The 12,496-nt window shown below is 65.9% G+C and carries 12 protein-coding genes; 1 reads left to right on the top strand and 11 read right to left on the bottom strand.

Annotated elements, in window-relative coordinates; all coding sequences use genetic code 11:
• Window positions 1-26: 26 nt before the first annotated feature.
• Window positions 27-956 carry a bifunctional DNA-formamidopyrimidine glycosylase/DNA-(apurinic or apyrimidinic site) lyase gene (gene mutM, locus G7Y51_RS02940; RefSeq protein WP_165174897.1) on the top strand — a complete coding sequence of 310 codons (930 nt, stop codon included), beginning with the start codon at window positions 27-29 and terminating at the stop codon, window positions 954-956.
• A 132-nt stretch (window positions 957-1,088) separates the two neighbouring features.
• Here the strand turns inward: mutM and G7Y51_RS02945 are convergent, their stop codons facing one another.
• From G7Y51_RS02945 to G7Y51_RS13530, 11 genes are all read right to left on the bottom strand, one after another.
• Complete coding sequence (locus G7Y51_RS02945) at window positions 1,089-3,779, bottom strand: ComEC/Rec2 family competence protein (protein WP_165174898.1); 2,691 nt, start codon at window positions 3,777-3,779, stop codon at window positions 1,089-1,091.
• 144 nt (window positions 3,780-3,923) lie between these two features.
• A complete protein-coding gene (gene smpB, locus G7Y51_RS02950; protein ID WP_165174899.1) occupies window positions 3,924-4,379 on the bottom strand; it encodes an SsrA-binding protein SmpB in 456 nt (151 codons plus the stop codon).
• Window positions 4,376-6,145 (bottom strand): phosphoenolpyruvate--protein phosphotransferase, encoded by a 1,770-nt coding sequence (gene ptsP / locus G7Y51_RS02955; RefSeq protein ID WP_165174900.1) that lies wholly within the window; start codon window positions 6,143-6,145, stop codon window positions 4,376-4,378. Before ptsP ends, smpB begins: the two co-directional genes overlap by 4 nt.
• A gap of 1 nt (window position 6,146) precedes the next feature.
• Complete coding sequence (locus tag G7Y51_RS02960) at window positions 6,147-6,437, bottom strand: HPr family phosphocarrier protein (RefSeq protein ID WP_165174901.1); 291 nt, start codon at window positions 6,435-6,437, stop codon at window positions 6,147-6,149.
• A gap of 215 nt (window positions 6,438-6,652) precedes the next feature.
• Window positions 6,653-7,402 (bottom strand): PTS system mannose/fructose/sorbose family transporter subunit IID, encoded by a 750-nt coding sequence (locus G7Y51_RS02965; protein ID WP_165174902.1) that lies wholly within the window; start codon window positions 7,400-7,402, stop codon window positions 6,653-6,655.
• Between the two features lie 173 nt (window positions 7,403-7,575).
• The gene (gene rsmI / locus G7Y51_RS02970; RefSeq protein WP_165174903.1) at window positions 7,576-8,436 is read right to left on the bottom strand and encodes a 16S rRNA (cytidine(1402)-2'-O)-methyltransferase; all 861 of its coding nucleotides are present in this window, start codon (window positions 8,434-8,436) and stop codon (window positions 7,576-7,578) included.
• Complete coding sequence (locus G7Y51_RS02975; RefSeq protein WP_241160107.1) at window positions 8,381-8,842, bottom strand: YraN family protein; 462 nt, start codon at window positions 8,840-8,842, stop codon at window positions 8,381-8,383. Before G7Y51_RS02975 ends, rsmI begins: the two co-directional genes overlap by 56 nt.
• Entirely contained in the window at window positions 8,836-9,534 is a 699-nt protein-coding gene (locus G7Y51_RS02980; RefSeq protein ID WP_241160111.1) for a ribonuclease HII, read from the bottom strand. Before G7Y51_RS02980 ends, G7Y51_RS02975 begins: the two co-directional genes overlap by 7 nt.
• A 341-nt stretch (window positions 9,535-9,875) precedes the next feature.
• The gene (gene rplS / locus G7Y51_RS02985) at window positions 9,876-10,223 is read right to left on the bottom strand and encodes a 50S ribosomal protein L19 (RefSeq protein ID WP_165069331.1); all 348 of its coding nucleotides are present in this window, start codon (window positions 10,221-10,223) and stop codon (window positions 9,876-9,878) included.
• A 71-nt stretch (window positions 10,224-10,294) separates the two neighbouring features.
• The gene (gene trmD, locus G7Y51_RS02990; protein WP_165174906.1) at window positions 10,295-11,599 is read right to left on the bottom strand and encodes a tRNA (guanosine(37)-N1)-methyltransferase TrmD; all 1,305 of its coding nucleotides are present in this window, start codon (window positions 11,597-11,599) and stop codon (window positions 10,295-10,297) included.
• Window positions 11,600-11,698: 99 nt separating this feature from the next.
• Window positions 11,699-12,466 carry a 4'-phosphopantetheinyl transferase superfamily protein gene (locus G7Y51_RS13530; protein ID WP_206214234.1) on the bottom strand — a complete coding sequence of 256 codons (768 nt, stop codon included), beginning with the start codon at window positions 12,464-12,466 and terminating at the stop codon, window positions 11,699-11,701.
• Window positions 12,467-12,496: the final 30 nt, after the last annotated feature.

The following is a 12,496-nucleotide window of genomic DNA, read 5'->3' on the forward strand; positions in this document are numbered from 1 at the left end:
AACGAGCAACGCAAAGACGGCTCCACATGCCTGAACTGCCAGAAGTTGAAACCGTAGCCCGCACCCTGCGGCCATTGGTGAAGGATTGCAGCATTACGGCCGCGGAGCTCTTGCGGGCAGGCAGCCTGCACCCCTTGAGCCTGCCCCTGCAAAGCCTTGTGGGCCGCAGGATTGCGGATGTGGGGCGCAGGGGCAAGCTTTTGCTCCTGAGCTTTGCGGACGAAAGCAGGGCGCTCGCCTGCCGCGATGCCGGCGCAAAAACCGCCGAACCGGCTGCGGAGTCTTCTTCTTTGCAACCCCCGGCATCTGCGCGGCATCCTGACGGGCCTTTGCTCCTGGCCATTCATCTGCGGATGACCGGGCGGCTGATGGCCTATCCGCCGGGCACGCCTGCCGGTGCGCATACCCGCTGCATTTTTGACCTGCTGGCAGCCGACGGCAGCGCCCGTCGTCTTTTTTTTGACGACACGCGCGCTTTCGGACTGGTACTTGCGGCCACGCCGGACATTTTAGCGGCCTGGGATTTCTGGCGCGAGCTGGGGCCGGAGCCCCTGGAACTGGACGAGCACGGCTTCAGGGCCTGCCTTGAAGGCCGGGGCGCGGCGCTCAAGGCGGCCTTGCTGGATCAAAAGGTCATTGCGGGTATCGGCAATATCTATGCCGACGAGTCCCTGTTCGACGCGGGCCTGGACCCGCGCCGCAGGGCCTGTGGGCTGAGCGCGGCCGAGCGCCGCCGTCTGCTGGCCTCTCTGCAGAAAGTGCTGCGCGACTCCATTGCCCAATGCGGCAGCTCCATCCGCGATTACCGGGATGCCAACGGGGATGTGGGAGCCTTTCAGAACTGCTTTGCAGTCTACAGCCGGGGCGGCCAGCCCTGCAAACGTTGCGGCCGCCCTTTGCAGAAGCTCCGCGTGGCGGGCCGGGCCACGGTGTATTGCCCGCATTGCCAGAAATAGAGCATTTTGCCTTTGAAAATGCGTGAGAGCGTTTTGCTGATGAAGGTAGCTAAACGCTCTCACGCCGCATTGTTGCTGTCGCTCTCTGTACGCCCTCGGCGGCCGCGCGCAAGCGAGGTTGCTTGCGGAGTTTCAGGGCCGGGCGGTGGAGAAGCGCAAGCGGCCGCCCCGCGGCCAGATCGCGGTGATCTGGCCTGACTGGCCGGTATGCAGCAGGGGAATGCCGTGTTTGGCCAGCCATGCGGTCAGGCGTGGCCCAGGGTAGCCGTAGCGATTCTGAAAGCCGCAGGACGCCAGCACCAGTCTGGGTTGCACTGCCTTGTAAAAAGCGGCCAGAAAGCTGCGATCCGAGCCGTGATGCGGCGCTACCAGCACCTCGGCCCGCAGATCCCGGCCCGAAGCCAGAAGACGGCGCAGGGCCGGGCGCCCGACATCGCCTGTGAACAGCGCCAGCCCGTGCCCCTGCCGCGTCAGACGCAGCACCAGGGAGGCGTCGTTGCCTGACCAGCCGGGCAGGGCGTCGGAGTTGGGCGCGCGCCTGGCCTCTTCTTCAGCCGTTTTTGCGGCTTTTGGGCCCTTCCCGTTTTCCTTTCCCGGCAATGGCCCTTCAGGCTCGCGCCGCGCCATGGCGGCAAGCCGCGGCGGGTGCAGGACTTCCAGCCGCAGTTCCAGGGCAGGATCTCCCAATGTCAGCACGTCGCCTTCGGCCAGCACGCGGCTGCCCAAAGCCTGCCGCAACTCTGCCCATTCCGCGCCGCGCGCTCCCGCGCCTTCCCGCCCATTGTCGAACAGGGCCTGCACGCTGCAATGCCGGAGCAGGTAGAGAAGACCGCCCATATGGTCCAAATCCGGATGGCTGTTGCACACGGCCGTAAGACGGGGCGCGTCGTTGTAAGTCAGCGCGGGAACCGCCAGGGCGCGGCCCGGATCAAAGCGGGGGGAGGTGCTGCCGCCGCCGTCCAGCAAAAGCCGCAGATGGCCCGGCAGGCGCACGGCCACGGCCTGACTCTGACCCACGTCCAGCACACTGACGCGCGTCTCGCCGGAAAAGCGTTCCGCTGTGCGCAGCAGCGGACCCAGGCAGAGCAGGGCCATGCCCGTCAGCAGCAGACGCCGGGCCGCGGGAAGCGGGTTGGGACGCCCGGCCTTGAAGGCCAGAGCCGCGAGCAGCGCCGCAAAGGCGGGCAGGGCTGTCCAGTGCGGGCGCAGCAGAGCGGGATTTTGCAATACGCCATGCACGTCCAGCCAGCTCAGGCCGTCGGTGAGCCATTGGCAGGGCAAGGCCGCCAGATCCAGCACAACGCGGGCCGCGGATTCCAGGCCTGTTGCGGCCAGCGTCAGGCCCAGCGCCGCGCCGGGCAGCACCAGCAGATCCGCTACGGGCAGCCAGAGCACGTTCAGCGGAAACCAGAATCCCGCGTTGCCGAACAGCAGCAGATTCAGGGGCAGCAGGGCCGATTGGATCAGCAGTGAAATGAGCAGGATGCGCAGCAGCCAGCGGCCGCCGCGCCGCCAGGCTCCCTGAACCTGAAGCTGTGTTGCTGCAGCATCGGCATCGGGCAGCACGCGGCGCAGCCAGGGCAGGCAAAGGCCGATCACAGCCACGCAGAGGGCGGAAAGTTGCAGGCCCGTGTCCAGGACGCTCAGGGGTGAAGCAAGGGTAATGCAGAGCAGGGCGGCGCAAAGCACATCGGGCGTGGTGCAGGGGCGGCCGCGCACCAGCCAGAACGCCACTACAAAGAGCATGCAGACCGCCCGCAGCAGGGAAGCCGGAGCGTTGCCCAGCCAGAGATAGGCCACGGCGGGCGGCAGGGCCGCGACCACAACCCAGATTGCGCGCGGCCGCGCAAGGTAAAGCCCGGGATGCAGCCGGGCCGCGGCCAGCACGCAGAGCAGGCCCAGAAGCCCGGCCACGGCAAGATGCTGCCCGGAGAGCGCCAGGCTGTGCACCAGGGTGGCGGCCGCGAAATTGTCCAGCGTGCTTTGGCTCAGATATTGGCGATCCCCAAAGAGCAGGGCCAGAAGAATGGCCTTGCCCTGGGGCAATTCCGGCTGCTCCGCGCAAGGCGCGGGCCGGACTTTTTCCGCATGCGCGGCCTCGCCTGGGGCAGCAGCATCCGGCGTTGCGGCAGCTGCCATGCCGCTTGGCCCGGACACGAGCGCGGCCAGAAAGGCGCGGCGCAGATCTTCCCGCCAGCGGGCGCTCAGGCTGCCCTGACCGAAAAAAGCCGGTGCGCCGCGTTCCGCCCGGCTCCAGATTTGCCACTGCACCCCGCGCGCCAGCCACCAGTGGCCCCAATCCGCGAGGCCGGCATTGGCAAAGCCCCTGACCGGGCGGGGACGTCGGCTGAGGCACGCGATCTGGCCTGCCAGGGGTCGCAGCAGCGGCTTCTCCCAGGTCCAGGCCGTGAGGCCGGGCAGCCCGGCAGAGGAATCCGACGCTACGGCCCCTGCGCCGCTCGTAAGCTCAGGCGGCTGGGGCGCCACTCCGGTCAGGATCACCCGCAGGCGGTTGTCCGGCAGGCCCTGGACGTCGCGCACCGTGCCGCAGATCCGCGCGGGCGCTTTCTCCTGGCCGCCGCTCTGCCGGATCGGCGGCTGCGCTTCCCTGGGCATCTGCCAGTGGGCCGCGCCCAACCCGGCCAGAACAAGGGCCGCGGCCAGCGCCAGACGCGCCGCATGCCAGAGGCGCTTCTCCGCGAGCGTCAGCAGCAGGGCGCAGCACAAGGCGGGCCAGAGCCATTCCACAGCCGCAATGCCCGCGATCCAGAACCCAAGGTAGACTTGCCAGAGCAGCGGCGCTTGCAGGGGTGGATAGCGCATTGCCTGCTTTCCCGGTTCAGGAAAGGAGAGGGCAGGCAAGAAGGCCGCGGGATTGTTGCCGGCCCAGGCGCGGCGCGCAAGCGCCTGTATGGCCGGATCTGGCCGCGCAGGCTGCGGCAATGGGCGGGCAAAAGCACATGGCGCTCAAGCCAGCTCGCGGGCCAGATCCCGCTCTGCGGCGCGCTGTTTGAGGCTTTCGCGGTGGTCGTGCAGTTTTTTGCCGCGTCCCAGGGCGATTTCAAGCTTGATCCTGCCGTGTTTCAGGTACACGCGCACAGGCACCACGGTCAGGCCCTTTTGGGCGACCAGACCCGCCATCTTGGCGATTTCACGGGCGTGCAGCAGGAGTTTCCGCGGCCTGTCCGGAGCCTGCGGGGCATAGCCGGCATTGGCGTAGGGCGCAATATGCAGAGAGAGCAACCAGGCCTCGCCGCGCCGGAATTCCACATAGCTGTCGATAAAATTCACCTTGCCGGCCCGGATGCTTTTCACTTCCGGGCCGGTCAGCGCGATCCCGGCCTCCAGAAGTTCGGAAAGCTCATAGAGGTGGCGGGCCTTTTTATTGACGGCAATGGTGGAGGGCGGTGTTTTTCGGCTCATGGCTGGCTGTGGGTAAGAAGGCTTGTGGTATGAAAGGCCAGTTCCGGGCCCAGGGATTGATGCAGTTTTTCGCGCACCATGCGCTTGGAGGCCGCCACATCCGTGCTCAACAGCACGCTGTGCGCCAAATCCATGCAGGTTGCGGCATTGAGGCGGCGGATCATGTGTTTCATGCCCGGCACAAAGCGCGGCGCGGCGGATACCGCGTCCACGCCCATGCCCAGCAGCAGGGCCAGGCCATAGGGATCCGAAGCCAGCTCGCCGCAGACCGAGACGCCGATGCCCTCGCGGTGGGCCGCGTCAATGACGCGCTTGAGCGAGCGCACCACCGCCGGATGCAGGGGCTCATGCAAGTATCCCACATGGCGGTTGTTGCGGTCAATGGCCATCAGGTAGTGGATCAGATCATTGGTGCCGATGCTGAAAAAATCACATTCGCGCGCCAGAGCGTCGCAAACCAGCACCGCGGCCGGGGTTTCCACCATCACGCCCAGAGGCAGGCTCGGAGCGTGGGGCAGCGCCTGGGCGCACAATTCCTGGTGCAGTTCCTGAAGGATGCGGCGCACGCTCTGCACTTCCGAGAGGCCGGAAATCATGGGCAGCATCAGGGCCACATTGCCGTTGGCCCCGGCCCGCAGCAAAGCCCGCAACTGAGTGCGGAAAATGCCCTGATGGCGCAGACAGAAGCGTATGCCCCGCAGGCCGAGAGCCGGATTGGGCTCCTTGAGCGCCGCCTGGGCGCGCAGCATCTTGTCCGCGCCCGCGTCCAGCGTGCGGAAAACAACGCGCTGGGGCGCGATTTTTTCGGCCACCGCGCCATACTCGCGCATCAGTTCCGCTTCTGTGGGCAGATTGCCTTTGAGATAGGAAAATTCCGTGCGGTACAGGCCCACGCCGTCGGCGCCGCTCTCCGGCAGATCCGCCAGTTCTTCCGGGCTTTCCAGATTGGCCTGCACAGCCACCCGCACCCCGTCGCACATTTCGGCGGGCCAGTGGGCCGTGAGGCGGGTCTGGCTTTCCCAGGCGGTATATTTGTCGCGCCGGGACGTGTAGCCGGCAAGATCCTTTTGATCCGGAGCCAGGAGCACGCAGCCGCCCAGGCCGTCCACAATAACTTGATCCTCATCGCGCACGGCGTTCAAAAGGCCGGTCACGCCCACCAGGGCAGGGATGTGCAGACTGCGCGACAGGATGGCCGTATGCGAGGTAGGGCCGCCCTCGGCAGTGAGAATGGCCAATACTCCCTGGAGGTTGAGTTCCATCACATCAGCCGGGGAAAGATCTTCGGCGGCCAGCACGCCGGGCGCGCCGGAGTTGCGGCGATGCCGGGTTCCGGCCAGGCGCTCGCGCAGGCGCAGACCCACGGCGCGGATATCCTGGGCGCGGTCGCGCAGATAGGGGTCATCCATACCGCGAAAAAAGTTGCAGAGGTCTTCCACGGTGCGATCCAGCGCCCAGGGAGCGCAGATCAGCTCTTTCCGGATACGGGCGCAGGCGCTGTCCAACAATTTGGGATCGCGCACAAGTTCCATTTGCGCGGCAATGACCTCCCGGTATTCGGCCAGATCTTCGGGCACATTGCGCATGGTTTTCTGCAAATCCGCGCGCACGCCCGCGGCCGCGTCGCACAGGGCCTGCGCTTCGGCCGCGGCTTCGCGCGGGCCAATGTGGCGCTCATCCGCCAGGCGCACGCCGTGCATCAGGCGGATGACGCCAATGGCGATGCCGGGCGAAACCGGGATGCCGAACAAGACTGCGCGGGCCATATTATTCCTGCAAGGTGGTTAAAAAGCGGGCCAGACCGCACAGGGCCTCGCGGGCGTCTTCGCCGTCGGCCAGCAGGGTCAGCTCCGCGTCGGCCGGGGGAGCGAGGGAAAGAATATCCAACATACTTTTGGCGTCCGCCGCGCCCGTTTCGCTGATCAGCTGAATGGTCGATGAATAGCGCTGGGCCTCCTGGGCCAGCCGGGCGGCAGGCCGGGCATGCAGACCGCCGCGCAGGCAGAGCGATACCCGCAGGGCCAGCCCGCGCGGCGTTATTTCGATGGCGTCTTCCATGCCTTTACCTTATGAAACATCCTGCCCGCGTACTTTGTCCAAGCCTGCGCGCCGCGCGGCAACGCCAGGGCTGAAAAACCTCTTTCTACAATCAATGCGCCGTTGCCGTCTTTCCCGAAGCCGGGGCCGTGCCCGGGAGCTTCAGCCTGCCCGGCATTGCGACGGAAACATGACGGCCCAGGCCTTTATCCCGTCCCGGCAAGAACCACAGCATCTTACATCCCGATCAGCCCTTCGTCCATGAGAATGAGCATGCCCAGCGTGAGCGCCCAAAGCAGAATACGCGGCAGATGCATTCTGCCCACCAGCCACGCCGTGACCAGCAGCGCCGATGTTGCCAGGCCATAGGCCAGCCAGGGAAAAGGCATTGCCGAGGTGGGCGTCAATTGCCACAGGATCAGCGCCACCAGCGCGGCATTGATCATTTTGAGCGTGTCCCCCCAATTGATCAGATCCAGGCGTTTGAGCTTCAGCAGCACAGACATGCCGTGGCGCAGGCCTGCAAAAAATGTGATTGCCCGGAAAAGCCATACAAGCAAGAGCAGCGCGGCGGTCAGGACTGCCGTGAGCACAATATGCCCGGAAAGCAGCAGGCTGATGCTGCTCAAGGCCCAGAGCGGGCGCAGCGTGCCGCTGAAAAAGGAGTCGCCAAGGGCGGAAAGCGTGGTGGCCAGTGTGTCGCGTACCGAATGCACAGCGCTTTCCGGCAGGGAACCTCTGGCGATCTGCGCTTCCAGGGAGAGCAAAATGCCCGCATAGAGCGGAATCATGAAAGCATGGGTATTGCTGTGGCCGCCGTAGCGGGCAAAGGCGCGCTCTCTGGCCCCGCGGTCCGGGTAAAGAAAGCGGAGAGCCGGGGCCAGCACAAAGGTCAGCCCCGGTTGTTGCATGCTTCGGGCGGTGTTCGCCGCATTAATGCAGCAGGTCCGCGCCAGACAGTTGAGGGCCACGGGTCTGGGGAGCATAGCGCCTCGTAACGCTGAAGCCGGGCAGACAGTGGCGCGGCCGCGCTGAAAATGCGTCAGGCTGCGAACGCCGCTTGTGCCGGGGTCTCTCATGCGTCGTGTTGGTATCAAAAAGTCGCAACCGTACAGGAACACCAAACCTGTTGTGAAGATCGCCGGGCAAAAAACGCTGCTTACTGCTCTGCGCTGTCGCCCGCGTCCCGGAGCAGCGCGTAAATTTCCTTGCCGCTCCAGCCGCGCGCCGCGCTCTGGACCCGGCGCGCCACTTCGCGCGGTTTGCCGCCGCGGGCCAGCTCCAGGCGCGCCAGTTGCGCCACCTCCTCGCGGGGAGTGCGCTCGACCTGTTCCGGCGGGCCGATGATCACGGTAATCTCGCCCAACAGGGGCATGGGCAGTTCCGGGGAGATGCCGCCCTTGCTGTCCAGACGTCCGAGTATAAATTCCTCATGGGTTTTGGTCAATTCGCGGCAAACGGCAAGATCGCGGGCGCCCAGGATCTGTGCGGCCAGGATCAGGCTTTCCCTGAGGCGATCTTTGCGTTCAAAAAAGATCAGCGAGCCCGGCGCATGGGCAAAAGCGGCAAGCAGGTTCTCGCGTCCGGCGGTATCGCGGGGCAGAAAGCCCAGAAAGGTATAGGGCAGCGGGGCAATGCCGGCAGCGGAGAGAGCCGCGACGGGCGCGGAAGGCCCCGGCACGGGAGAAACAGAAAGGCCTTCCTTGCGGCAGGCCCGCACCAGGCGGTAGCCCGGATCGGCCAGCAGGGGGGTGCCCGCATCGGAGATCAGCGCCAGAGTGCGCCCTTCCCGTAAAAGGCGCAGAACTTCCTCGTGACGCTCGGCCTCATTGTGATCGTAAAAACTCAAAAAACGGCGGCCATGAATGCCGCAACGCGCGCAAAGAGCGGCGGCCCGGCGGGTGTCTTCGGCCAGGATCAGATCCGCGGCCTGCAGGATTTCACGAGCCCTGGGCGAGAGATCATCAGGGTTGCCAAGGGGCGTGGCCACTATCCAGAGCCGGGGAGAAGTCAAAGGCATGGCAATGATGCTCCAGACGTAAAATGTCGCCGTCGCGCAGCACGCAGACCACGTCAAAACGGCAGGGGCTTTGCCAGGCCCGGTGGGCCGCGAGCCAGGCCTGGGCCGCGCGTCCGAGCAGGCGCTGTTTCGCCGTGGTCACGGCTTCGGCCGGGCTGCCCTGCCCGTGGGCTTTGCGGGATTTGACCTCCACAAAAACCACGGTTTCGCCGTCAAGGCAGACGAGATCAAGCTCCAGGCGGCCCTGCCGCCAATTGCGATCCAGCAGGCGGTAGCCTGCGCGCTTGAGAAATGCGGCGGCCGCGTCCTCGCCTGCTCTGCCGAAACGAAGATGCTCCGGGCGCGCGATGGGCAGCGCGACCGCGCGTTGCCGGGCCTGAGCTTTGAAAAAAGGAAATTTCAGCACAAGCGGCCCTGACTGGGCGCGGTTCCTGCCTGATCCGGCAGCACGCCCCGGAAGGTCCGGCGGTGCTGCGGACATGGACCCAGACGCCGCAGAGCCGCGTAATGAGCCGCAGTGCCGTAGCCCTTGTGGGTCTCCAGGCCATAGCCGGGCCAGCGCCGCGCCAGATGCCGCATGAGCCGGTCGCGGAAGGTCTTGGCCAGGATGGAGGCGGCGGAAATGGCATCCACGCTTTTGTCGCCGCCCACAATGGCCTGCTGGGCAGGGCTGGGGGCCGCGTGCCCTTTGCGCCAGAACCGGAGCAGCACAGCCTCCGGCACGGTCTTGTTGCCGTCCACAAGCAGGCGGGAGGGAGAGCGGCGCAAGGTTTGCACGGCCCTGCTCATGGCTTCAAATGTGGCTTGAAGAATATTGATGCGCTCAATGCGTCTGGGCCAGACCACGCCCAGGCCCCAGGCCAGGGCGCAGGCCCGGATGCGCGGGGCCAGCGCCTCGCGCGCCGCGGCGCTCAGAAGCTTGGAGTCGGCAAGGCCGGAAAGCTCATGGCCGGAAGGCAGAATGACGGCCGCAGCCACCACCGGCCCGGCCAGGCAGCCGCGCCCGGCTTCGTCGATACCGGCCGCAAGACCGGAAGGCCGGTCAGGGATGACGACCGGCGGACCGAACAGCGTAGCCTGTGCCTGTTGGCCTTTCACAGCGATATGTTGCGTGTTGCGGAAGGTGCACATTCCGCCGTCGACAGGACCGACGAGCGACGCGCCGCGGCGGAAGGCAAATCCCACCGGGGCGCGCCGCCAAGGGCTGTCTCTGTATAGGCTCTTTTGCTTTGCAGCTTTGTCAAGCCGGGCTTTTTGCGAAAGGAACGCGCCATGACTCTGCTGCCATCCTCCATAAGGCGGCTCTGCCGCCAGCGGTCGAGGCCGGAGCGCATTCTTTTCGTAAGCGGCGTGCTTCTCTTGCTGCAAGAGCAAAACTTTTCCATGCGGAGAAAGCGCCTGGAGTGCATGCAGTCAGCGGCAAAAAGCCCCGCTTCCACTCAGAAGCGGCCGCGCGGCTTGATGCGCGCCGCCTTGCCCTTGAGAGCCCGCAGATAATAGAGGCGGCTGCGGCGCACGCGACCCTGGGTGACCAGTTCCACATGATCGATGAAGGGCGAATTCAGAGGGAAAATGCGCTCCACGCCCACGCCGTCGGAAACCTTGCGCACCGTAAAGGTGGCGTTGGTGGTGCCGCGTTTGATGCGGATCACATTGCCCTGGAAGACCTGGATGCGTTCTTTTTCGCCTTCCACAATGCGCAGATGCACTTTGACCGTGTCCCCGGAGCGGAACGCGGGCATATCCATGCGCATGTTTTCCTGTTCAATTTTTCTGATGATGTCCATCGTGAACTCCTTGCAAACCCGAGGGGCGGATTGTTGCGTCGTTGCGAAGCGGCGTGGCCGCAATGATGCAATCAGTAATAGTCGCCTAAAATTCTGTCAGCCAGGATGGCTGCCGCGCTGCGCACCGAAAGGTGGTTGTAGCTCAAAAAGCGCAGCGGCCTGAGCATGCCGTCGCAACGCGCAAGCACTTCCGGGGCCAGTCCGTGCGCCGTGCCCAGGCAAAGCAGGACCGGACCTTCGCGGCACCAGTCCCGCACCCGGCAAGGCGTCAGGGGGGCGGGCGCGTTTTTTTGCGCGGGCCAGACTGCGGAGCTGGCCACCAGCCTGGGCCGCGCACCGCAATATGCGGTCAGGTCTTCAACGGCTTCGTCCAGCGAAACGGCCGGGCGCACCAGTTCCAGAGCCTGGGCGCGATCCGGGTTGCCGTGGCCGCCCGGGCCCTGGGCACTTTGCGTCCAATGCCGCAAAATTTTTTCCAGCACCCGCAATTGATCCTTCAACGGCGTGACCGCATAGAAAGGCCCCATGCCATAGCTGCGGGAAATCCGGGCTATATCGTGAATATCCAGATTTGTCAAAGAAGAAGCGCCGGAATTTTTTTCTCCGAGCAGAACCGGATAGTGCAGCAGGCAGAAGGAAAGGCTGCGGCCCGGCCGTTGGCGCGGCATGGCGGCCAGGGCCAGAGCGTCTTCGCGATCCAGGGGAGCCTGATCCAGCAGATCCGGGCGCGCGGCCAGCGTGGCCGCCAGGGAGGCCTGACGCCGCCAGCGCGCAATGCGGGCATGATCCCCGCTCAGTAGAACTTCGGGCACGGGCAGGCCTTCCAGTTCTTCAGGCCGGGTGTAGTGCGGGTATTCGAGCAGGCCGCGCGAAAAACTCTCCTCCTCGCCGGATGCCTCCTTGCCCATAAAGCCGGGAGCAAGCCGGGCCACAGCTTCGATGACCGCCAGGGCCGCTGTTTCGCCGCCGTTGAGCACTGCCTCGCCCACGCTGACCGGCTCCAACGGAAAAAGCCGGTTCAGGCGCGCGTCCAGCCCTTCGTAGCGGCCGCAGATCAGGGTCAGAGCCTCCTCGCCGGCCAGCTCGCGGGCCAGGGTCTGGGTCAGAGGGCGGCCGCCCGGAGCCATGAGCAGCATGCGGCCGGGCCGCGCAATGGAGCGCAAGGCACGGGCCAGAGGCTCCGCCTGCATAACCATGCCCGGACCGCCGCCATAGGGGCGATCGTCCACATGGCGGTGTTTGTCGCGGCTGAAGTCCCGGGGATCGTGAAAGCTGAACGTCACAAGCCCGTTTTCTCGCGCGCGGCCCATGAGCGCCGTGGAAAGCGGCGAAGCAAAAAATTCGGGAAAAAGCGAAACAAGATGAAAACGGGGCATGTCGGGCAGCTTGCCGCAAATGGCCGCGTCTGGCAAGCGTGGGGCGCATACAGGGCCGACGCCGCATTTGCCGTTGCGGCAGTGGCCCAAAAACGCGCGTCAGACGCGGGTCTGCCAGAAAAAACGGAACGTGGGAGAAGAGACGGCAGCGGAGGTTGCCAGGCAAAGCCAGTGGCCGGGGCACGGCAGGAGGAACCAGCGCAGGCAATGGCCGTCCAGCGCCGCGTGGCCTGCGCGTCCGCCGCAACGGCCCCCGAAGATCCGCGCGGCATCCCGCGCAAGGCCTGTGCCCAGGGCTTTGAGCAGCGCCTCCTTGATGGTCCAGCGCCGCAGGGCTTCGCGGCATTGCCCCGTTGCGGAGAGAGCGGGCGGGATTTCGCCGCTCGCAAAGGCCCGGCCGCAGGGCGGCGGGCTGTCCAGGGCCTCGGCGTCCAGCCCCAGGGCAGGATGCGCAGGGTGCGGCGGCCCTCCGGACGGGCCGCCGTTGGCCGCCGGGCCGGGCCGCAGGGCGCAGAAGGCCGCCCTGCCGCTGTGGCTGAAGCTCACGGCCCAGCCCGGCAACACGGGGCGGCCCGCACTGTCTGCCTGAAGGCGTACACCCTCGGAACGGAAAGATCTTGTTTGTGCCGCCGCCAGGCTCAGGCCGCGCAGCAGCAGGCCGCGGGCCAGCACACGGGATGCGCGCGCGGCCAGAGCCGCGCCGCTCAGTGCGAAGCGCCGGATATGATCTGTCTGTTCTTCCCCCAGCCAGGGGGCCAGCGCTGTTTCGCGGGCATGGCAGAACGCGCGCAGCTCCGCTTCAGGCAGAGCGGGCACGGCTGCGCCCAGGATGAATATTTCCGCGTTGCGCGGGAACGTAGTGCGCATAGGCCCGTGAATCCGCCGGAGCGAGCGTTT

This window comes from Desulfovibrio sp. ZJ369 (genome assembly GCF_011039085.1).
Taxonomy (GTDB): domain Bacteria; phylum Desulfobacterota; class Desulfovibrionia; order Desulfovibrionales; family Desulfovibrionaceae; genus Desulfovibrio.

Excerpts from the sequence above, each read along its gene's own strand:
- mutM (WP_165174897.1), top strand. The coding sequence starts at position 27 with ATGCCTGAACTGCCAGAAGTTGAAACCGTAGCCCGCACCCTGCGGCCA.
- G7Y51_RS02945 (WP_165174898.1), bottom strand. The coding sequence starts at position 3,779 with ATGCGCTATCCACCCCTGCAAGCGCCGCTGCTCTGGCAAGTCTACCTT.
- smpB (WP_165174899.1), bottom strand. The coding sequence starts at position 4,379 with ATGAGCCGAAAAACACCGCCCTCCACCATTGCCGTCAATAAAAAGGCC.
- ptsP (WP_165174900.1), bottom strand. The coding sequence starts at position 6,145 with ATGGCCCGCGCAGTCTTGTTCGGCATCCCGGTTTCGCCCGGCATCGCC.
- G7Y51_RS02960 (WP_165174901.1), bottom strand. The coding sequence starts at position 6,437 with ATGGAAGACGCCATCGAAATAACGCCGCGCGGGCTGGCCCTGCGGGTA.
- G7Y51_RS02965 (WP_165174902.1), bottom strand. The coding sequence starts at position 7,402 with ATGCTCCCCAGACCCGTGGCCCTCAACTGTCTGGCGCGGACCTGCTGC.
- rsmI (WP_165174903.1), bottom strand. The coding sequence starts at position 8,436 with ATGCCTTTGACTTCTCCCCGGCTCTGGATAGTGGCCACGCCCCTTGGC.
- rplS (WP_165069331.1), bottom strand. The coding sequence starts at position 10,223 with ATGGACATCATCAGAAAAATTGAACAGGAAAACATGCGCATGGATATG.
- trmD (WP_165174906.1), bottom strand. The coding sequence starts at position 11,599 with ATGCCCCGTTTTCATCTTGTTTCGCTTTTTCCCGAATTTTTTGCTTCG.
- G7Y51_RS13530 (WP_206214234.1), bottom strand. The coding sequence starts at position 12,466 with ATGCGCACTACGTTCCCGCGCAACGCGGAAATATTCATCCTGGGCGCA.